This is a genomic window from Domibacillus sp. DTU_2020_1001157_1_SI_ALB_TIR_016 (assembly GCF_032341995.1).
Classification (GTDB): Bacteria; Bacillota; Bacilli; order Bacillales; family Domibacillaceae; genus Domibacillus; species Domibacillus indicus_A.
This window is the reverse complement of record NZ_CP135438.1, coordinates 154,484-173,596: the sequence shown is the minus strand read 5'-3', so window position 1 is coordinate 173,596 and position 19,113 is coordinate 154,484. Positions and strand designations below refer to the sequence as shown.

The window sequence follows — 19,113 nt, the reverse complement described above, 5'->3', positions numbered from 1 at the left end:
TTGTCTCCAGTTAAGCTCGATTGGATTTTAAGCATACCCTTATTTTGCTATATAATATAATGTATATAAAAGTTATTTGTTATTAATAAGATATATAGATAAAAGGACATATCTGGAGGAGAGGTTTTATGGATTTGCATGCGTTAAAAATTTTCCAAACTGTTGCAAAGTTAGGTAGTATTTCTCAGGCAGCAAGGGAACTCCAATATGCACAGCCTAATATCACCATGAAAATTCAGCAGCTGGAAACGGATCTTCAAACAACTTTATTTTATAGACATAATCGCGGCACGACCTTAACGGCTAAAGGAAGTATGTTATTAGCGTATACAGAAAAAATATTTAATCTCATAGAAGAAACAAAAAGTGTAATCAATGATGATCACATACCAAAGGGTCCTTTAGTTATCGGCTCGATGGAAACAACGGCTGCCGTTCGATTACCGGCTCTCATTTCAAAATACCATAAAGACTACCCAGACGTTGATCTCACTTTAAAAACAGGGCCTACCGACCAACATATTCAAGGAGTTCTTCAGTATGAACTGGATGGAGCGTTTGTAGCTGAACCCATTGAGCATCCTGATCTTATTCAAAGAGAAGTGATTGAAGAAGAATTGGTGCTCATTACAGATTCACATCATCCTCCTTTATCTTCTATTAAAGATATTCAAACTAAGACGCTGCTTGTATTTCGTTCTGGATGTTCGTATCGAGCAAAGCTTGAACAGCTGTTGCACCGGGAAGGAATAGTTCCCAATAAGACGATGGAATTTGGCACTCTTGATGCAATCGTCGGCTGTGTGGCTGCTGGTCTGGGCGCAAGTATGCTTCCCCATAGTGTCGTTTCCAAGCATGTACAAGATGGCACTCTTAGACAGCATCCAATTCCGGATCCATATGGAAAAGTCAAAACCGTATTCATTCATCGAAGAGATAAGTATGTACCTGCGTCTTTAAAAAAATTTATAAATATGTTAAATGATGAAAAGGGCTTGCTAAACAGCAAGAGTTAGGTTTGGGAAGTTACATTTATATACTAATCACTTTTTAAAAAATTGAACCTTTAGCATATTTAAATGTATGCTAAAGGTTCGACCTCACTTGCATCCTATATTATGAAGGAGCAGGCTTTCCTTTTGGGAAGTGTGTAATTTAGGTATATAGGCCAAAGCTACGGGTAATTTGGTTTGTTTTGTACCCGTCATTAATCCTTCATTGTTACGGTTTCCATATATAGCGGTAATGCTCTATTCTACATTCGAGCTCATCTAGATATGTACAATAATTCTGCCGCGGACTTTCCCTTGTAAAATAGTAGGTAGATACTCAGGCAATTGCTCCATTGAAATTTCTTGTTGGATAAAATCCAATAGTTTATCGGTCTTTAAGTCTGCAGCCATACGCCCCCAAACTTTTTTTCTAATATCCATTGGGCAATACACCGAATCAATTCCAAGCAGGTTCACCCCGCGAAGAATAAAAGGAAATACACTTGTCGGTACGCTGCCTCCGCCCGTTAATCCGCTCACAGCTACGGAACCACCGTAATGAATCTGGCTTAAGATGGCGGCCAGTGAATGTCCTCCGACCGGATCAATTGCACCTGCCCATTTTTGTTTAGCTAACGGCTTAATGTCTCCGTTATATACGTCTTCCCGGGAGATCACTTCTTTAGCACCGAGCTCGTATAAATAGTCGTGTTCTGAAGATTTTCCAGTGCTCGCTGTCACATCGTATCCTTTTGCAGCGAGCATGGAAACAGCAAGACTTCCTACTCCACCAGTGGCACCGGTTACAAGTATTTTTCCTTTATCCGGCGAAACTCCGTTTTCCTCTAGTCTTTGTATCGATAATGCGGCTGTAAAGCCTGCTGTTCCTAGTACAATCGCTTCTTTTAATGTTAAGCTTTTGGGGAGGGGCAAAATCCAATCTCCAGGAATTCGAGCATACTCACTGTAACCGCCAAAGTGAGAAACACCTATTTCATAACTTGTTGCAATGACCTCATCCCCCTCTTGAAAGCGAGGATCTTCGGAAGAAACCACTGTTCCCACCAAGTCAATGCCTGGTACAAACGGATAATTTTTTACAATTCTTCCATCAGGCGCAGCCGCTAACCCATCTTTGTAATTGATTCCCGAGTAATGGACTTTAATCAAAATACCGCTTTCAGATAAAGCCTCTAAAGAAATATCTTTCATTCCGATTGAAAATTGATCGTCTTGTTTATCTACCACTAAAGCCTTAAATACCTCTTTCATTGGGCACGCCTCCTTTAATTCGTATCGTTTCCATTATACAAAATTACCCTGGCCAATGGACAGTCGCAGGAAAGTTGTATACAGGCTCAAATGATTCATAATAAATCGAGTTATTTGGATAACTGAACTTTTTTAGATAAATATTTCTTCCGCTTCAGGAAATAATACCGTCAAAAAGGGGGAGAATTGTTGGGTGTTACGGAAACGATTATTAGAACAGTAGTGGCATTTCTCACTTTATCCATTCTCATGAGGGTGATGGAAAGAAAAGAACTTTCAGAGATCACATTTTTCAATTTTGCTTCTGCTGTTGCGATGGGCTCTGTAGCGGGGAATCTTGCTTTCAATAAGAATTTAACCATTTTAAACGGTGTTATTTCCTTAATTGGATGGAGTGTATTGACGCTTTTGTTGGGATGGATCGTGATGAAATCGAAAAAAGCAAGAAAACTCATGAATGGAGAACCCCTTGTTATTATCAAAAACGGCAAGATTATGGAAAAGCCGCTTCGCAAGGTGAGTTTGGATATAGATGGGCTGCATGCATTACTGAGACAAAAAGATATTTTTTCCATCACTGAAGTAGAGTATGCCATTTTTGAAACGACAGGGGAGCTTTCTGTGATGAAAAAAGACAGTAAACAACCCGTGACCAAAGGTGATATGAATCTGATCAATCCGCAAAAGAAACTGCTGCCTACTATAACCGAAGTAGTATCAGACGGAGTTGTGAATACAACTAATTTAGAAAAGCTGAACCTTAACAAGGAATGGCTCCATAAACAATTAACACAATCCGGAATTGCCTCTCTTTCAGATGTCTTATATGCTGAAGTGCAGCCAGACCAAACGCTGTATATAGACCGGAAAAACGATACACGGCATGAAAGTTAGAACAAAAAGACTGCCGGGGTTTTCTCGACAGTCTGGATCTATGAAAACAGTTAAGACGATGTGCACTCAACTGTTTTTCTTTCTTCACTTTTCCATAGATATTTTCTTATTTGTCGGATAAATACTTGGTTAACTCGAGTGAATCCCGCCAGTAAGGGTAGTAAGGATGATCGACAAAAAGGTGAACTGGCTCACCACGGCCGTTATGAGCAGCTGCACCTTGATAGATGGTGACAATCACACCGGATTCACGAAGAACGCCCATCATATTTCGAAACGTTTTATCTGAAATGTGGTTTCTGCTTAAAAAGTCTTTTCTCTTCATGTAGAAAAAACCGCGGTCAGCTGAAGTCATACAAACTCTTTCTATCACTTTGCGTGTGCCTTCTTTTAAACGGCCAAACTTATCTTCTCCAAACGCTTTGACCGATGCATGTAAAAATTCTTTTTTTAATTGATTTAGCTGCTTCGGGTCGTGTGTGTACGCAGGATAATGGACCATTTGTTCAAATTCGGACAGACTTAGTTTTTTATATCTACTCAAGATCTTGCCTCCTCATTAAGCACTATCTCTTCGGTTGTCGGAGTTTCGCTGCTTTATCCAGCTTCCCATCGGCTTCCGCCTTTATGGATTATTCACCCTTAAGCTCCATTTTCCTCTTTTTTCGTTCATCTATAACACTTAGCTTTTGGCGGGGAAGAAAAGGTTTTCTCATTTCTATCAAAAGCCCATTCTGCATCAAAGTCAAATGAAACGTTTGCTGATCTTCTCTTCAATGCGCAGCTGTTTGCTGGTCCGCATAAGCGCGTCTTTGCGCTTGATCACTTTTCAATGAAACAGACTTCTTGCTTTTGTCATGGCACTTTTGATCGTTCCAAATGATCATAAGCTGTTACCGTATAACTACTAAAAATCTATTAATTTACTTAAAAGTTAATATCTTCACAAAACCAGCGTATTACGGGATAAAACAAAATGAATAACAAGTGTTTACCCATATAAAACAGGGGAATAGAAAGAGTGCTTTACTAAATCTCATATGTCATGGAGGGAAAATGATGAGGACAGATCAACTAACAGCTGCTTTTCGCGACATGTGGTACACGATTGTCAACTATCTACCAAATGTGCTGGGCGCACTCCTTTTGCTGGTTGTTGCCTGGCTGGTCGCTACAATCGTCAGAGCCATTTTCACGAAAGGGCTTAAAAAGGTCGGTGTTCCGCGTGCCATGGTAAAAGGCCATATGGCGCAAAATGCAGTGGACGCAGACAGCAAACTAAATTCAATAGGGAAGATTTTTTATTATCTTGTTTTTATTTTGTTCCTGCCAAGTGTGCTGGACCAGCTTAATATGAACGCAGTGGCAGCACCTATTTCGAACATGATGGATAAAATGCTGGCGTTCCTGCCGAACCTGCTGATGGCAGCTGTTATTTTGCTGCTCGGTTACTTTGTTGCCAAGTTTGTGAAAAACTTAGTGGCTATGATTTTAGGTACATTTAATATTGATAAGTGGTTTAATAAATTAACGAATAAGTCCCAAGGTGAAACAGCGGTTTCTCCAGAAAACAAAAACACCCTTGCGAATGTATTAGCCAATGTTGTGTTTATTTTAATTTTGATTCCGATTATTACCGTGGCACTGGAAACGCTGGGGATTGACTCGATCACCCGCCCTGTTACAGCGATGCTGAATCAAGTGCTTAATATGATTCCTAACATCTTTGTGGCAGTTATCTTAATTACTGTCGGAGTTGTGATTGCAAGATTTATAGGAGACTTGCTTAGCAGTCTATTAAAAGGCACAGGCATTGACAATGTTTCAAAGTATTTGAACACTACTCCAAGAGCTGGTATGCCTTCTTTTGATCTTGCAGCCATTATTGGAAAAACGGTTCAAGTTCTCATCATTATCTTTTTTACGGTTGAAGCGCTCAATGTGCTCCGCCTTGAAGTACTGCATAACATCGGCGCAGCCGTGATCAGTTATTTACCGCTTGTTCTAAGTGCGTTAATTATTCTAGGCCTTGGTTTTGTTGGATCCTCTCTTCTTGGGAACTATATCCAAAGAGCAACAGGCAACCGCTTGTTTGGCGGCATTGTGAAATATTCGATTATCATTATGGCGATCTTTATGGCACTAGCCCAGCTTAACTTCGCGACAAGCATTGTTAATTTCGCCTTTTTGTTTGTTGTAGCCGGCCTTGCCGTTGCATTTGCTCTTTCATTCGGTCTTGGAGGACGCGAGTTTGCAAAACGCCAGCTGGAAAAGTTTGAAGCAAGAGCAGAGGCAGAAAACAAAAAACCGAATAATGAGTAAAAAAAGAAAACTTTATACTAGGCGGTTTTTTTAAAACAACAAAGACAATTAAACAACTTAAAGGCACGAACCAAACGCACAATTAGCGTTTGGTTCGTGCCTTTTTATTTGCAGGAAAGAGCAGGGAATCGCAAGCAATAAAAGGGTAATGGAAGTTTGGAGTGTGGATAAAGCTGATGTCCGCCAAGCTAAACAAATAGGAGAATTTAATCAATGTTAGCGATCCATAAATAAAAATTTCATTTTCCAGCAGGAATATTTGTTCTGATCATGAACTATATATGTATGATAGGAACAACTGTTCCTGCAGAAAGGAGTTATGTTGGATGAAGAAATTATACCAGGATCGCGGAATGATGAAATGGCAGGGGCTGATTCTCTCTGAACACGCTGAAATGATCAGCAGGGAAAAAAACAAGCCGGTTAAAAAGGAAATTTTATTTGATGAGCAGCAGCTCGAGGAATTTGACCAGATCATTCATTCCTCCATTCATTTAGAAAAAGAAATTGTGTTTGAACTGAATACATTTGGCGATGACAGCCTGCTCAAAGTAAGCGGAATCGTGTCAGAGTGCAGTCAGCTTTCAAGCCAGCAGCCTTACTTTAAATTAAAGGGATATAACTCAACGTTTCGATTAGATAAAATCGTGTCTATTTCTTTTGCTGCAGGGGTCGATGGCGATGGGGACATTGATTGAAGATGACGATTTGCCGCGCAGGGATATTCTCTGCATTGATGTGAAGTCTTTTTTTGCCAGTGTGGAGGCCGTGCGGCGCAGAATCTATCCGCTTTATGCGTATGTGATTTTGATTGCCAATAAAGACAGGTCCGGTTCTGTCGTACTGGCTGCCTCGCCACGGGTAAAAAAAGAATTTGGCATCCGGACAGGGGCACGAAATTACGAAATTCCGAAAGATCCGCGCCTAGTGATTGTGGAGCCTTCCATGTCTCTTTATTTACAGGTAAATAAAATGATCCTTGATATTTACCGGCGGTTTGTGCCGGATAAAGATTTGCATATTTATTCGATTGATGAAGTCTTTCTAGATATGACAGCATCTAGACGGCTGTTTGGAGATAAAATTACGATTGCGCGCACGATACAGCGCATGATTTGGCAGGAGCTTCGTCTGGTAGTAACGATCGGCATCGGGGATAATCCATTGCTTGCCAAATTGTCACTTGATAATGAAGGGAAGGAGGCCGCTGACGGGATTGCTCACTGGGCGTATGAGGATGTGCCGGAAAAGGTCTGGGCGATTTCATCCGATCACAAATATGTGGGGGATTTCAGCGGGATATGCAAAATCGCTTCATAACCTAGGCATTGAATCGGTAAAGGATCTTGCCCATGCAGACAAGTGGAAGCTGAAAAAGAAATTCGGCATTTTAGGATTGCAGCTTTACTATCATGCATGGGGATAGACTATAGTATTCTTTCCGAGAAAGCAGGACAGCGCGAGAAATCTTTTTCTAAAGGACAGATTTTAATGCGTGATTATCACCGGTCGGATGAAATCAACATTGTCATTAAGGAAATGACAGAGGATGTGGCGATGCGCCTGCGCCAGCATGGAGTGTCGGCAGTAGGGATTGCACTTGGCATTTCCTACACACGGGATATTGAAGACCGCGGTTTCAGGCACCAGGTGCTGCTGCCGAGAAGCACGAATCAAACGGCAAAGCTGTCCAGTCATTTTGTGGGGCTGTTTAAAAAGCACTGGCACTGGCAGCCGGTGCGCCAGATTCATATCGTGTGCAGCCGGCTGGAGGCGGCAGGGCACGAGCAGCTCGATTTATTTACCCCGGTGAAGCTGGACAAAAGGCGGCATATTTTAGATGAAACAACTGATCAGCTGCGGGATCGTTTTGGGAAAAAAGCGGTTTTTTATGCGTACAGCTTGATGAGGGGAGGGACGTATCTGCAGAGAGCTGGGCATGTAGGAGGGCATAAGGGAATGTCTTAATCTGTGCAGCTGCTTATTTTAAGCGGGCCTGCTGCGGCAGGCTCTTATTCCTTTTATGTGGGATTATCCGGGTTTTATCTATGTTTTGTTTAAATAAAAAACACCTTTAAGTGCTTGCGGATCATGGGATATCCGTTTGCAGCTTAAAGGTGTATTTTATTTCTCTATTGTATAAAACGAGTTCCGGCGAGACGAAATCTTTCTGTCTCGTGAAGAATCGTGATCCTTTACGAATCTCTGCTCTTTCTGCAGAACTTCTGAATTAGGCTTGATCACTGCCGAAGAAATTACGGAACGACTGGAATGTTGCTTCCCGGTTTAAGGCAGCAATCGATGTTGTTAACGGAATGCCTTTCGGACAAGACTGCACACAGTTTTGCGAATTCCCGCAGTTTGTCAGTCCGCCATCGCTCATGATAGCGTCAAGGCGCTCTGCTTTATGCATTGCTCCTGTTGGATGGGCATTAAATAAACGCACCTGAGAGAGAGGGGCTGGCCCAATAAAATCGGATTTGCTGTTTACATTCGGGCAGGCCTCTAAACAAACGCCGCAGGTCATGCATTTGGATAATTCATAAGCCCACTGGCGTTTTCTTTCAGGCATACGCGGTCCCGGACCAAGATCATACGTGCCGTCAATTGGGACCCATGCTTTTACCCGTTTGAGTGAATCAAACATACGGTTCCGGTTGACCTGAAGGTCGCGGACAACCGGGAAGGTGCTCATCGGCGCCAGGCGAATCGGCTGCTCAAGCTTGTCCACAAGAGCTGTGCAGGACTGCCGCGGCTTGCCGTTAATATACATGGAACAAGCACCGCATACTTCTTCTAAACAGTTCATATCCCATGCAATAGGTGTTGTTTTTTCTCCTTTTTTATTGACAGGGTTCCGCCGAATTTCCATTAAAGCGGAAATTACGTTCATATTTGGACGGTACGGAACTTCAAATTCTTCTTCATAGGGAGTGGAATCAGCGGTATCTTGACGTGTGATAATAAAAGAAACCATTTTGTGTTCGCTCATGCCTTCTCCTCCTTTTTCTTCGAGTAATCGCGTTTACGGGGAGCAATTAATGATACATCCACATCTTCATAATGGAAGGCTGGCGCCGTTTTTTCGCCGGTAAAGGCCGCCATGGTTGTTTTCAAAAATTCCTCATCGTTTCTTTCTGGGAACTCAGGTTTGTAGTGAGCGCCGCGGCTTTCATTCCGGTTGAGTGCACCGATCGTCATTACGCGGGCCAAGTGCAGCATGTTTTTAAGCTGGCGGGTAAAGGCCGCTCCCTGGTTGCTCCATTTGGCTGTATCATTAATATCGATATGTTGATAACGTTCTAGAAGCTCTACAATTTTATTGTCTGTTTCTTTTAATTTATCGTTATAACGGACGACCGTTACATTGGCTGTCATCCACTCGCCAAGCTCTTTGTGCAGAATATAGGCGTTTTCTGTTCCTTTACCCATAGATAAAATATCGTTCCATTTTGCTTGTTCCTGTTTCACATGCTGATCGAAAACAGTGGAAGAAACCGCATCGGCACCCTTCTCAAGGCCGTTAATATAGCGGACTGCATTCGGGCCGGCTACCATGCCGCCGTAAATAGCGGAAAGAAGGGAGTTGGCTCCCAGGCGGTTGGCCCCGTGCTGTGAATATTCGCACTCCCCGGCCGCAAAAAGACCTGGAATATTGGTTTGCTGGTCGTAATCCACCCACAATCCGCCCATAGAGTAATGAACGGCAGGGAAAATTTTCATCGGCACTTTACGCGGGTCATCACCCATGAATTTTTCATAAATTTCAATGATACCGCCAAGCTTTATATCCAATTCATGCGGGTCTTTATGAGAGAGATCTAAATACACCATGTTTTCGCCGTTAATGCCCAGCTTCTGGCTGACACATACATCGAAAATTTCACGAGTGGCAATATCCCGCGGTACCAGGTTTCCGTATGCCGGATACTTTTCTTCAAGGAAATACCATGGCTTTCCGTCTTTGTATGTCCAAACACGTCCGCCTTCACCGCGCGCCGATTCACTCATTAAGCGGAGTTTGTCATCGCCGGGAATCGCCGTCGGATGAATTTGAATAAACTCACCGTTCGCATAATGAACACCCTGTTGATAAACGATTGACGCTGCTGAGCCTGTATTGATAATCGAGTTTGTAGATTTACCAAAGATAATCCCGGGACCGCCTGTTGCCATAATCACCGCATCACCCGGGAAAGCTTGAATATCCATACTCATTAAGTTTTGAGCGACAATTCCCCGGCAGATCTGTTCTTCGTCTACAATTGCACCAAGGAATTCCCAGCCTTCAAATTTGGTAACAAGCCCTTGTACTTCAAAACGGCGCACCTGCTCATCGAGTGCATAAAGCAGCTGCTGGCCGGTAGTCGCACCGGCAAAAGCGGTACGGTGGTGCTGGGTGCCGCCGAAACGGCGGAAATCCAGCAGCCCTTCCGGCGTACGGTTAAACATAACGCCCATCCGATCCAGCAGGTGGATAATACCTGGTGCTGCTTCAGTCATCGCTTTGACCGGAGGCTGGTTGGCAAGAAAGTCCCCGCCGTACACTGTATCGTCAAAATGCTCCCAGGGAGAATCTCCTTCTCCTTTTGTATTGACTGCTCCATTAATGCCGCCCTGGGCACAAACAGAATGAGAGCGCTTTACCGGAACGAGTGAAAATAAGTCTACCTGTTTTCCTGCTTCTGCAATTTTAATGGTCGCCATTAATCCGGCTAAACCGCCGCCCACGACGATAATTTTTCCTTTATTCATCTAAACCCCACCTTATTTAACGCGTTCAAATTAAACAAAAGCGAAAATGGTACGAATGCTAATCAATGATAATACGATAAAAATACCCAATGTGACATATGTTGAAATTCTTTGAGAACGAGGGGTAACAGTCAAGCCCCAGCTTACGCCGAATGTCCACAAACCATTTGCGAAATGAAAGACTGTGGAAAGAACCCCGACAATATAGAATGCAAGCATAGCTGGATGATCTAAAATATTGGCCATCATGTCGTAGTTTACTTCTGTCCCAAAGAAAGCTTGAATTCTTGTTTCCCATACATGCCAGGCGATAAAAACGAGCGTAACAACGCCTGATACACGCTGAAGCGTAAACATCCAGTTCCGAAAATAACCGTACCGGCTTACATTGTTCTTCGCTGTAAAAGCAATATACAATCCGTAAATCGCATGAAATAAAATAGGAAGAAAAATAATAAATACCTCAAGTGCATAACGGAATGGCAGGTTTTCCATAAAATGCGACGCCTGATTAAATGCTTCCGGTCCCTTTGTCGCAAAATGATTGACCACCAAATGCTGAATTAAAAAAACCCCGACCGGAATGACGCCCAACAATGAATGCAGCCGCCGGTAGAAAAATTCCTTGCTTGTTGCCATACATGATCCCCCTCAAATAAAATACCTCATGAATTGAGCAAAATAGAAAACCTTTTCTTTGTTTAAACGGTCTCTATAGGTTTTATGATATGACTGATGAATAATAATGTCTAATTTATTAATTGCATGTTATTCATGCAAAAAAGGTATATACTATTGTTACTCCAATAAAGAGGTGAGACGTGGATGGAATGGCAGCAAATTGAATATTTTCGCGTTGTGGCACGCTTGCAGCACATCACCAATGCAGCCGAGGTTTTATCTCTTTCTCAGCCTGCTCTAAGCCGGTCCATGGCGAAGCTTGAAGAGGAACTCGGTGTTCCGTTATTTGAGCGGCAGGGACGTACCATTAAGCTAAATCAGTATGGGCAGCTGTTTCTGGATCGGGCGGACCGGATTATGAAGGAATTTCAAGAGGTAAAGCAGGAGATTCAGGACCTGCTTGACCCGGACTTTGGAGAAATATCATTAGGCTTTATGCCTACCCTGGGCACGTATCTGATTCCAAGCTTAGTCAGGTCTTTTCAGGCGGAATACCCGAATGTTAAATTCCGCTTTAAACAAAATGGAAACGACTCGCTTCTTAAACACCTCGAAGCAGGCGAAATTGATTTTTGTCTCGTATCCTCAACACCGGACACTAAACAAATCCATTGGACCGAATTGTGGAAGGAAGAATTGTTTCTGATCGTTCCGGCTGATCACCGCCTGGCCCATTACGAAAGTGTAACGTTACGGGAGATCGCTGATGAAACATTTGTGCTTTTAGAAAAAGGAAACGGCATTCGGGGAATTACAGACAGATTGTTTCAAGAAGCAGGGATAAATCCCGAAATCACTTTTGAAGGCGAGGAGGTGCACACGATCGTGGCGTTTGTGACAGCTGGACTGGGCGTTACACTTATCCCGGATTTTAAAGGAATCGACTGGAACCGGGTGTCACGCATACGCATACGCTCGTCCAATTCCTATCGGGTCATTGGGCTGGCCCGGGTAGAGGGCAGGTATATTTCACCAGCAGCCAAGCGGTTTTATCAATTTATTAAAGATTATTTTATAAACTAAAGGAAGAAAATAGTCAGGTAAGAACCAGCGGCCTAAAACGGCAGAGACAGTTCTTACCCAGCTGTTCTTACCCGGGAAAGCGGATATAAACCTATATAAAAAGTCATCACAACAAGGGGGCAGGATTTTACCGTTCTTATCTAGAATAGAAAGAAAACCTGCCGTTTCATTTTATTTTATAGAATGGAGACTGGATTGAACTAAACAATCCCGTTTATAAAAGTTTTTCGCTCGCCCTTACTTACAAAAGTAAGTTGCTAGTATAAGGCTTTTTTAGCCTGCGTTAAATCATTAAAAAAATATTTATTTATTTGTACAGCTCAGATTTTGCTGCGGCATAAGGGCTGCATCGAAATAAAACTGGATGAAAAACTTCTCTAAGGCGACCTAGGAGTATAGCTTGAACTATAAATTAGTTAAAAATTCAATAAAGATATTGCAAAATTTTTTACCCTATGAGATACTTTTGAAAAAATAACAGTTTTTTAAAACGAAATGAAAGCGATTACTATTTTAGGGAGGGGAGTCATTTTAAATCTAAAACATGGATTGGCAGCTTATTTTAATGAAAGATGCAGTGTTGAATGAAGAAAATTGTGTAAGAAAATCTAACGAATTCGAAGACAGTGAAAGGATTGCTTTGTAAAATAAGCTCATATTAAGCAAGAGATGAATGTGATCTTCATGAAGAAAGACGAGTATTACTGGTTATAATTTGGTTTTTTATGAATGACTGTCATTCATAAACGATTATAATTATCGTTTATGTATTTGACTTGTTACTTTATTTAATGAATGACTGTCATTCATTAATGTAATGAACTGAATAACTTTTTTAACTTACCTATAAAAACATCGGAGTGATTAGCATGCAAAAAACATTAAACAAAGATCAAAAGTATACGCAAGTAAGTGAATATATCCATAAGGTGCTCAGTCTAATTGAAAAAGAAGCCATTACTGAAGAAGACGCCCAGTGGATTACCAAAGAAACGGTCGACGGATTTCGCGAGCACGTCAACCCCGGCTTCCTGGAGTACCGGAAGACCGTTACGGTTGACACCCAGTTCGCAGCGGTTGAATGGTCGGATGAAGGCTCCTGCTTCCGGGATGTAAACGGGAAAGAATATATCGACTGCCTGGGCGGGTTTGGGATTTACAACGTCGGTCACCGGAATCCGAAAGTGGTCAAAGCGGTACAGGACCAATTAAAGCGCCAGGCGCTTCACAGCCAGGATCTCCTGGATCCGCTCCGTGCCATGCTGGGCAAGATCCTTGCGGATATTACACCGGGTGATTTGAAGTACGCATTTTTCACAAACAGCGGAACAGAAAGCGTGGAAGCAGCCTTGAAGCTGGCAAAAATGCACAGTGACCGGACAACATTTATTTCCACAACCCGCTCGTTCCATGGGAAAAGCCTCGGCTCCCTGTCCGGAACGGCCAAAGGCGTATTCCGCAAGCCATTTCTTCCGCTCATTCCGGGCTTCCGCCATGTCCTGTTTGGCGACATTGACATGATGAGAAAAACGTTTGAAACATGTGCGATGGTAGGGGAAGATGTGGCAGCGGTGATCCTGGAGCCGATCCAGGGAGAAGGCGGCATCATCCTTCCGCCGGACGGCTACCTGAAGCAGGTAAGAGAGCTGTGTGATGAATACGGAACTCTCCTGATTTTTGATGAAGTGCAGACAGGGATGGGCCGTACTGGAAAAATGTTTGCGGCAGAGCTGTACGAAGTGGAGCCGGATATTCTCTGCCTGGCAAAAGCCTTTGGCGGAGGCGTGATGCCGGCAGGAGCGATCGTGGCTAACGAGAAAACATTTAAAAGCCTGTTTGACAATCCGTTTATGCATACAACGACGTTTGGCGGGAACCCGCTGGCGTGTGCAGCCGCTATTGCGACGATTAATGTATTAATTGAAGAAAACCTGCCGGCACGTGCAGCGGAAATCGGGGACTACTTCCTGGCAGGCTTAAAAGAAGCCGCTGCAGGCCATGAGGATAAAGTGATGGAAATCCGCGGGAAAGGCCTGATGATCGGGATTGAGTTCCATAAGGATGAAGTCGGTTATGCTCTATCCAAGGGAATGTTTGATGAAGGAATCCTCGTAGCCGGCACCCTGGTGAACTCGAAGACGATCCGGATTGAGCCGCCGTTGACCATTACAAAAGAAGAAGTAGACAGGGTAGTGGCTACATTCAAGAAAGTCCTTGATGGGTTACAAACAGGTGGATAAGAGTTAAAAGAATTTTCTATAGGAGCAAATCAAAATAAGGGTTTGCTCCTTAAATAAAATTAGCCTTATAAAATTTTATTTGGTTACGTACTGCTAAAACTAGACATTGATAGACTTGATAAGCACACGTAAGTGAAATGAAATGAAATGAAATGAAATAAAATAAAAGCGCTAGCGTTATGTTAGAAAAAAATGTTCAGTTAATTCCCAATATTAGCAATAAAAAGGAGGAAGATACATGCAGGCAGGGAGAGTGGAATTAAAGAGGTCCTTAAAATTATCACATCTTATTTTAATGGGGCTTGCTTATATGACCCCAATGGTGGTGTTTGATACCTTCGGGATTGTCTCTGAGATGACGAATGGGCATGTTCCGACCGCATATATCCTGGCCTTAGCTGCTATGCTTTTAACGGCTGTCAGCTATAAAAAAATGATTCAAGTTTATCCAACAGCAGGATCTGCTTATACGTATACACAAAAATCCATTAATCCACATTTAGGATTTATGGTAGGCTGGGCTGCTCTAATGGATTATTTGTTTTTGCCCATGGTAAATGCGCTTATTTTTCAAATCTATTTGTCATCAATCTTTCCCGCTGTACCGGAATGGATTTGGATAGTGGGGTTTGTGGCGGTTGTAACGCTGCTAAATTTGTTGAGTGTTAACTCGACCGCAAACTTTAATACCTTTCTAGTTATCTTTCAAGCTTGTATTATTCTTTTATTTATCGGGATGGCTGTCAAATACATTTTAAATGGTGGCGGAGCAAGCAGTGCTTTTTCTGTACGGCCGTTTTATCAGGAAGGTGCTGATATGTCCCTTCTTATTGCCGGAGCTACATTGCTGTGTTTTTCCTACTTAGGCTTTGACGCTGTAGCTATGCTCGCTGAAGAAACACCTAATCCGAAAAAAATGATACCGCGTGCTATTTTTCTAACGGCATTAATTGGAGGGATTATGTTTATTACTGCCTCCTATTTTATTCAGTCAGTCTTCCCAGACGTATCAGCTTTTAAAGATCCAGAAGCTTCATCGCCAGAAATTGCAGCTTCAATGGGAGGAGCTATATTTCAATTTTTGTTTATTGCCGGTGGTATAGCAGGAACGATAGCGTCTGGAATTTCTTCTCATGCAAGTGTAGCCCGTCTATTGTATGTTATGGGAAGAGATCGAATACTGCCTGAGAAATTTTTTGGATACGTACATCCTAAGCTGAGAACGCCTGTATTAAACATTATTTTAGTAGGGGGCTTCTCCCTTACGGCTGTTTTCTTCAGCCTGGCTACAGCAACTTCTTTTATTAGTTTTGGTGCATTAATTGCTTTTACCTTCGTAAATCTATCGGTCATTGCTCATTATGTTTTTAAGAAAAGAGAACACATGTCTATTAAAGGTTCTTTTACTTACATCGTTATGCCTTTGTTAGGTGCTGCTACTGTTGCTGTATTATGGGTTAATCTTGAGCAGAACTCTCTTATTCTCGGAATTTCCTGGTCATTTGTTGGTTTTCTGTACCTTGTTTACTTGACGAGAATGTTTAAGAAAAAACCGGGAAATATCGAATTTAGTGAAATGGAAGAACTTGAGCCAGCAACTTTGATTGAAAATAGTAAAACGATGGATGTATAACAGAATAAATGCTTGTCTGTGAATGAATAAGTAGTGTCAAAGCAGCTAATGAAACATTTAAGTAGACATCTGGTTTGAATGTGCTAACTCATAGATATTGCTTAGGGGAAGGAAGATGACCGTTGAAACGTCCAGTTTGTACACCATGTAACGGTAATGGTTGTAAGCATTGCAATAATACGGGCTATCAAATTCATTTATATCTTAATGAAAAGAAGTAAAATTACTTCTTCATTATTAAAAATATGAAAGGCGGGGGTGCCTGAATATTAGTTTAGGTGCCTTAGCAGCTTATAAAGCCACTGGGAAAGGAATACATTTTACAGCTTACTCTTATCGGAAACATAAAGCACGATGAAAAAGTTTAACATGCATCATACGATCAAAGGGGGTATTTATTATGAAAGAAAAAATGATGAACGTTATGGATTCTCCGGCAAAGGAAACAGATACTTCCAATCCTTTAGAAGAATTTCAAGAAACATTAAAAGAGGCGATTAGTTTTCTGAACTATCCGGATGAGGTATTTTCTTTTTTAAAGAACCCTATGAGGTTTTTGGAAGTAAATATTCCTGTCCAAATGGATAATGGGAAAATTCAAGTTTTTAAAGGGTATCGTGCACAGCATAATGATGCAACCGGGCCTACAAAAGGCGGAATAAGATTTCATCCGGATGTTACTCCTGAAGAAGTAAAAGCGCTAGCAGGATGGATGAGTATAAAATGTGGTGTCACCAATCTTCCTTACGGAGGCGCAAAAGGTGGAATCATATGTGATCCAAGGCTGATGAGCATGAATGAACTGCAAAGGTTGAGCAGAGGGTATGTCCGTGCAATCAGCCAGATTGTAGGCCCTACAAAAGACATTCCAGCACCAGATATGTATACCAACTCTCAAATCATGGCCTGGATGTTAGATGAGTATGACCATATACGTGAATTTGATTCACCAGGATTTATTACAGGGAAACCTCTCGTTTTAGGAGGCTCTGAAGGAAGAGAAACAGCTACTTCAAAAGGTGTATTATATAATCTTCAAATGATAAGCGAATTAAAAAAACTTCCTTTGGAAGGAATGAGAGTAATCATTCAAGGGTTTGGAAACGTAGGAAGCTACCTGGCTGAATATTTATATCACTTGGGAATAAAAGTGGTAGGAGTTTCAGATGCTTTAGGAGCGCTTTATGATCCTGATGGTTTAGATATTCCAAGGCTCATGGAAACAAGAGACTCTTTTGGTGTTGTATCGCAGTATTCAGGAAAACCGATAACAAATCAAGAGCTTTTTCAAAAAGAATGCGATGTGCTGATTCCAGCTGCTATTGGAGGTGTTATTACAAAGGAGAATGCTGAACAACTTAAATGTAAAATTATTATTGAAGCGGCTAATGGTCCAACAACCAAAGAAGCGATAAAAATCTTGAATAAACGAGGTATTTTTATCGTGCCGGATATATTAGCGAATTCTGGCGGTGTGGTCGTTTCTTACTTTGAATGGTGCCAGAATAATCAAGGCTATTACTGGTCGGATAAACTGATCGATCAGCGATTGCAGGAGAAAATGGAAGAGAGCTTTCACGAAGTACTCCAGATTGCAGAAGCATATGGTGTAGATATGAAAGTAGCGGCGTATATAAAAGGTGTGAAAAAAATAGCAGAAGCATCACGACTTCGAGGCTGGATTAACTTTTAAGGAAATTGTTCAAACAAAATGGAAATTTATTAATAAAAATGAATGACAGTCATTCATAAATAAGATATACTGGAACTATATTAAATAGAAAGCGCTTAAATGGAGGGCGAAAACATGGAAATAACCAAAACAGTAGACCTCAAAATGTATATTAACGGGGAGTGGAAAAATGCCACATCAGGGGACAGCAGGCCTGTTATAAACCCAGCAGATGGAAAGGTCATTGGATATGTGGCTGAAGGTTCGGTAAATGATATGAAAGAAGCGATTGAGGCTGCAAGAAAGGCTTTCGACAGTGGAATCTGGTCAGAATTGTCTGCCGCAGAACGTGCAAATTATTTATTTAAAATTGCAGACAAACTAGAAGAATATCAAGAAGAACTTACTCGTTTAGAAATTAGTAATAACGGCAAGCCATTCCGGGAAGCAGATGCAGACGTAATGGATGCAGCCGCTTGCTTTCGGTACTACGCGGGGCTTATCACAAAACCGGATGGAGAAACATACCATGTTCCGGCTGATATGCAGGCGATGGTGATCAAAGAGCCAGTTGGAGTCTGCGGTCTGATTGTTCCATGGAATTATCCATTACTTATGGGTGTTTGGAAACTGGCACCTGCCTTAGCAGCCGGTAATACAGTAGTATTTAAGCCTTCAGAAGTAACACCTATGACTTCTGCAAAACTGGTTGAAATATTTGAAGAAGTGGGGCTGCCAAAAGGCGTATGTAACTTGGTATTTGGAGCAGGAGCCGTTGTAGGGAACGAATTGGTTGAAAATCCTCTGGTAGACAAAATATCTTTTACCGGTGGTACAGTAACAGGCAAAAACATTATGAGAAAAGCGGCAGACAGTGTAAAAAAGGTTTCCTTGGAGCTTGGCGGGAAATCTCCAAACATTATCTTTGCAGATGCAGATTTTGAAACAGCCGTTGATTATGCGCTATTCGGCATTTTTGCTGGAAGCGGACAAATTTGTGCAGCGGGATCCAGAATTTTAGTAGAAGAATCGATTTACGATCGTTTTGTAGAACGATTCGTAGAACGGGCTCAAAAAATCAAAGTAGGACCGGGTCACGATCCACAATCTGAAATGGGGCCGCTTGTCAGCTCGGAGCATTTGGAAAAAGTACTTAGTTACATTGAAGTTGGGAAGCAAGAAGGAGCACGCTTAGCTTGTGGAGGAAACCGAATCACTGCTAACGGACTTGATCAAGGCTATTTTGTAGAGCCTACTGTTTTTGTAGACGTAACTTCAGATATGAAAATTGTTCAAGAAGAAATCTTTGGTCCTGTTGTAGTGATTCAGAAATTCAAGGATGAACAAGAAGCAATCCAGCTGGCAAATGATTCTGTCTACGGACTAGCTGGCAGTGTTTTCACTGTAGACGGGGCAAAAGCGCTGCGTGTCATTAAGAAGCTTCGCGCCGGTATCACCTGGGTTAATACGTACCATTTTACATTTAATGAAGCACCATGGGGCGGCTATAAACAAAGCGGGATTGGAAGAGGCCTTGGAACCTATGGATTAGAAGAATACCAGGAAGTAAAGCAAGTGAACATCAATTTAAATGTAGAGCCTATTGGGTGGTTTGAAAACTAATTTATT

At 42.0% G+C, this 19,113-nt stretch carries 16 protein-coding genes; 11 read left to right on the top strand and 5 right to left on the bottom strand.

Annotated features, from left to right (window positions below):
* Positions 1–128: 128 nt before the first annotated feature.
* Positions 129–1,016, top strand: a complete 888-nt coding sequence (locus tag RRU94_RS00755; RefSeq protein WP_315691382.1) for a LysR family transcriptional regulator — start codon at positions 129–131, stop codon at positions 1,014–1,016.
* Positions 1,017–1,271: 255 nt separating this feature from the next.
* On the opposite strand, the gene RRU94_RS00750 is transcribed toward RRU94_RS00755, so the two are convergent.
* Entirely contained in the window at positions 1,272–2,264 is a 993-nt protein-coding gene (locus RRU94_RS00750; protein WP_315691381.1) for an NADPH:quinone oxidoreductase family protein, read from the bottom strand.
* Positions 2,265–2,453: 189 nt separating this feature from the next.
* Between RRU94_RS00750 and RRU94_RS00745 the strand changes: the two genes are divergently transcribed.
* Entirely contained in the window at positions 2,454–3,158 is a 705-nt protein-coding gene (locus RRU94_RS00745; protein ID WP_315691380.1) for a DUF421 domain-containing protein, read from the top strand.
* Positions 3,159–3,264: 106 nt separating this feature from the next.
* Here the strand turns inward: RRU94_RS00745 and RRU94_RS00740 are convergent, their stop codons facing one another.
* On the bottom strand, positions 3,265–3,702 hold the full coding sequence (locus RRU94_RS00740; RefSeq protein ID WP_315691379.1) for a hypothetical protein: 438 nt from the start codon (positions 3,700–3,702) through the stop codon (positions 3,265–3,267).
* A gap of 515 nt (positions 3,703–4,217) precedes the next feature.
* Between RRU94_RS00740 and RRU94_RS00735 the strand changes: the two genes are divergently transcribed.
* The 4 genes from RRU94_RS00735 to RRU94_RS00720 all read left to right on the top strand — a co-directional run bounded on the left by RRU94_RS00735 (position 4,218) and on the right by RRU94_RS00720 (position 7,448).
* A complete protein-coding gene (locus RRU94_RS00735) occupies positions 4,218–5,480 on the top strand; it encodes a mechanosensitive ion channel (protein ID WP_315691378.1) in 1,263 nt (420 codons plus the stop codon).
* Between the two features lie 326 nt (positions 5,481–5,806).
* The gene (locus tag RRU94_RS00730) at positions 5,807–6,178 is read left to right on the top strand and encodes a YolD-like family protein (protein ID WP_315691377.1); all 372 of its coding nucleotides are present in this window, start codon (positions 5,807–5,809) and stop codon (positions 6,176–6,178) included.
* Positions 6,162–6,800 (top strand): Y-family DNA polymerase, encoded by a 639-nt coding sequence (locus RRU94_RS00725; RefSeq protein ID WP_315691376.1) that lies wholly within the window; start codon positions 6,162–6,164, stop codon positions 6,798–6,800. Before RRU94_RS00730 ends, RRU94_RS00725 begins: the two co-directional genes overlap by 17 nt.
* Before the next feature lie 96 nt (positions 6,801–6,896).
* On the top strand, positions 6,897–7,448 hold the full coding sequence (locus RRU94_RS00720; protein ID WP_315691375.1) for a DinB/UmuC family translesion DNA polymerase: 552 nt from the start codon (positions 6,897–6,899) through the stop codon (positions 7,446–7,448).
* Between the two features lie 262 nt (positions 7,449–7,710).
* Here RRU94_RS00720 and sdhB read toward each other — a convergent pair whose 3' ends face one another.
* Genes sdhB through RRU94_RS00705 form a run of 3 tightly spaced genes read right to left on the bottom strand, consistent with a single transcriptional unit; the run spans position 7,711 to position 10,874 of the window.
* Positions 7,711–8,472 carry a succinate dehydrogenase iron-sulfur subunit gene (gene sdhB / locus RRU94_RS00715; RefSeq protein ID WP_315691374.1) on the bottom strand — a complete coding sequence of 254 codons (762 nt, stop codon included), beginning with the start codon at positions 8,470–8,472 and terminating at the stop codon, positions 7,711–7,713.
* Positions 8,469–10,235: a succinate dehydrogenase flavoprotein subunit gene (gene sdhA, locus RRU94_RS00710; protein WP_315691373.1), complete on the bottom strand. Its 1,767-nt coding sequence runs from the start codon at positions 10,233–10,235 to the stop codon at positions 8,469–8,471. Before sdhA ends, sdhB begins: the two co-directional genes overlap by 4 nt.
* Before the next feature lie 30 nt (positions 10,236–10,265).
* Positions 10,266–10,874 (bottom strand): succinate dehydrogenase cytochrome b558 subunit, encoded by a 609-nt coding sequence (locus RRU94_RS00705; RefSeq protein WP_315691372.1) that lies wholly within the window; start codon positions 10,872–10,874, stop codon positions 10,266–10,268.
* A 186-nt stretch (positions 10,875–11,060) separates the two neighbouring features.
* Here RRU94_RS00705 and RRU94_RS00700 point away from each other — a divergent pair, with 186 nt between their 5' ends.
* The 5 genes from RRU94_RS00700 (at position 11,061) to RRU94_RS00680 (ending at position 19,107) form a co-directional block, all read left to right on the top strand.
* Entirely contained in the window at positions 11,061–11,939 is an 879-nt protein-coding gene (locus RRU94_RS00700; RefSeq protein WP_315691371.1) for a LysR family transcriptional regulator, read from the top strand.
* Positions 11,940–12,808: 869 nt separating this feature from the next.
* A complete protein-coding gene (locus tag RRU94_RS00695) occupies positions 12,809–14,179 on the top strand; it encodes a putrescine aminotransferase (RefSeq protein WP_315691370.1) in 1,371 nt (456 codons plus the stop codon).
* A gap of 238 nt (positions 14,180–14,417) precedes the next feature.
* On the top strand, positions 14,418–15,812 hold the full coding sequence (locus tag RRU94_RS00690) for an APC family permease (protein ID WP_315691369.1): 1,395 nt from the start codon (positions 14,418–14,420) through the stop codon (positions 15,810–15,812).
* Between the two features lie 415 nt (positions 15,813–16,227).
* Positions 16,228–17,505, top strand: a complete 1,278-nt coding sequence (locus RRU94_RS00685; RefSeq protein WP_410492960.1) for a Glu/Leu/Phe/Val family dehydrogenase — start codon at positions 16,228–16,230, stop codon at positions 17,503–17,505.
* 114 nt (positions 17,506–17,619) lie between these two features.
* A complete protein-coding gene (locus tag RRU94_RS00680; RefSeq protein ID WP_315691368.1) occupies positions 17,620–19,107 on the top strand; it encodes an aldehyde dehydrogenase family protein in 1,488 nt (495 codons plus the stop codon).
* The last annotated feature ends 6 nt before the right edge of the window (positions 19,108–19,113 follow it).

Excerpts from the sequence above, each read along its gene's own strand:
- RRU94_RS00690 (WP_315691369.1), top strand. The coding sequence starts at position 14,418 with ATGCAGGCAGGGAGAGTGGAATTAAAGAGGTCCTTAAAATTATCACAT.
- RRU94_RS00725 (WP_315691376.1), top strand. The coding sequence starts at position 6,162 with ATGGGGACATTGATTGAAGATGACGATTTGCCGCGCAGGGATATTCTC.
- RRU94_RS00735 (WP_315691378.1), top strand. The coding sequence starts at position 4,218 with ATGAGGACAGATCAACTAACAGCTGCTTTTCGCGACATGTGGTACACG.
- RRU94_RS00685 (WP_410492960.1), top strand. The coding sequence starts at position 16,228 with ATGAACGTTATGGATTCTCCGGCAAAGGAAACAGATACTTCCAATCCT.
- RRU94_RS00680 (WP_315691368.1), top strand. The coding sequence starts at position 17,620 with ATGGAAATAACCAAAACAGTAGACCTCAAAATGTATATTAACGGGGAG.
- sdhA (WP_315691373.1), bottom strand. The coding sequence starts at position 10,235 with ATGAATAAAGGAAAAATTATCGTCGTGGGCGGCGGTTTAGCCGGATTA.
- RRU94_RS00755 (WP_315691382.1), top strand. The coding sequence starts at position 129 with ATGGATTTGCATGCGTTAAAAATTTTCCAAACTGTTGCAAAGTTAGGT.
- RRU94_RS00720 (WP_315691375.1), top strand. The coding sequence starts at position 6,897 with ATGGGGATAGACTATAGTATTCTTTCCGAGAAAGCAGGACAGCGCGAG.
- RRU94_RS00730 (WP_315691377.1), top strand. The coding sequence starts at position 5,807 with ATGAAGAAATTATACCAGGATCGCGGAATGATGAAATGGCAGGGGCTG.
- RRU94_RS00750 (WP_315691381.1), bottom strand. The coding sequence starts at position 2,264 with ATGAAAGAGGTATTTAAGGCTTTAGTGGTAGATAAACAAGACGATCAA.
- RRU94_RS00695 (WP_315691370.1), top strand. The coding sequence starts at position 12,809 with ATGCAAAAAACATTAAACAAAGATCAAAAGTATACGCAAGTAAGTGAA.
- sdhB (WP_315691374.1), bottom strand. The coding sequence starts at position 8,472 with ATGAGCGAACACAAAATGGTTTCTTTTATTATCACACGTCAAGATACC.
- RRU94_RS00700 (WP_315691371.1), top strand. The coding sequence starts at position 11,061 with ATGGAATGGCAGCAAATTGAATATTTTCGCGTTGTGGCACGCTTGCAG.
- RRU94_RS00705 (WP_315691372.1), bottom strand. The coding sequence starts at position 10,874 with ATGGCAACAAGCAAGGAATTTTTCTACCGGCGGCTGCATTCATTGTTG.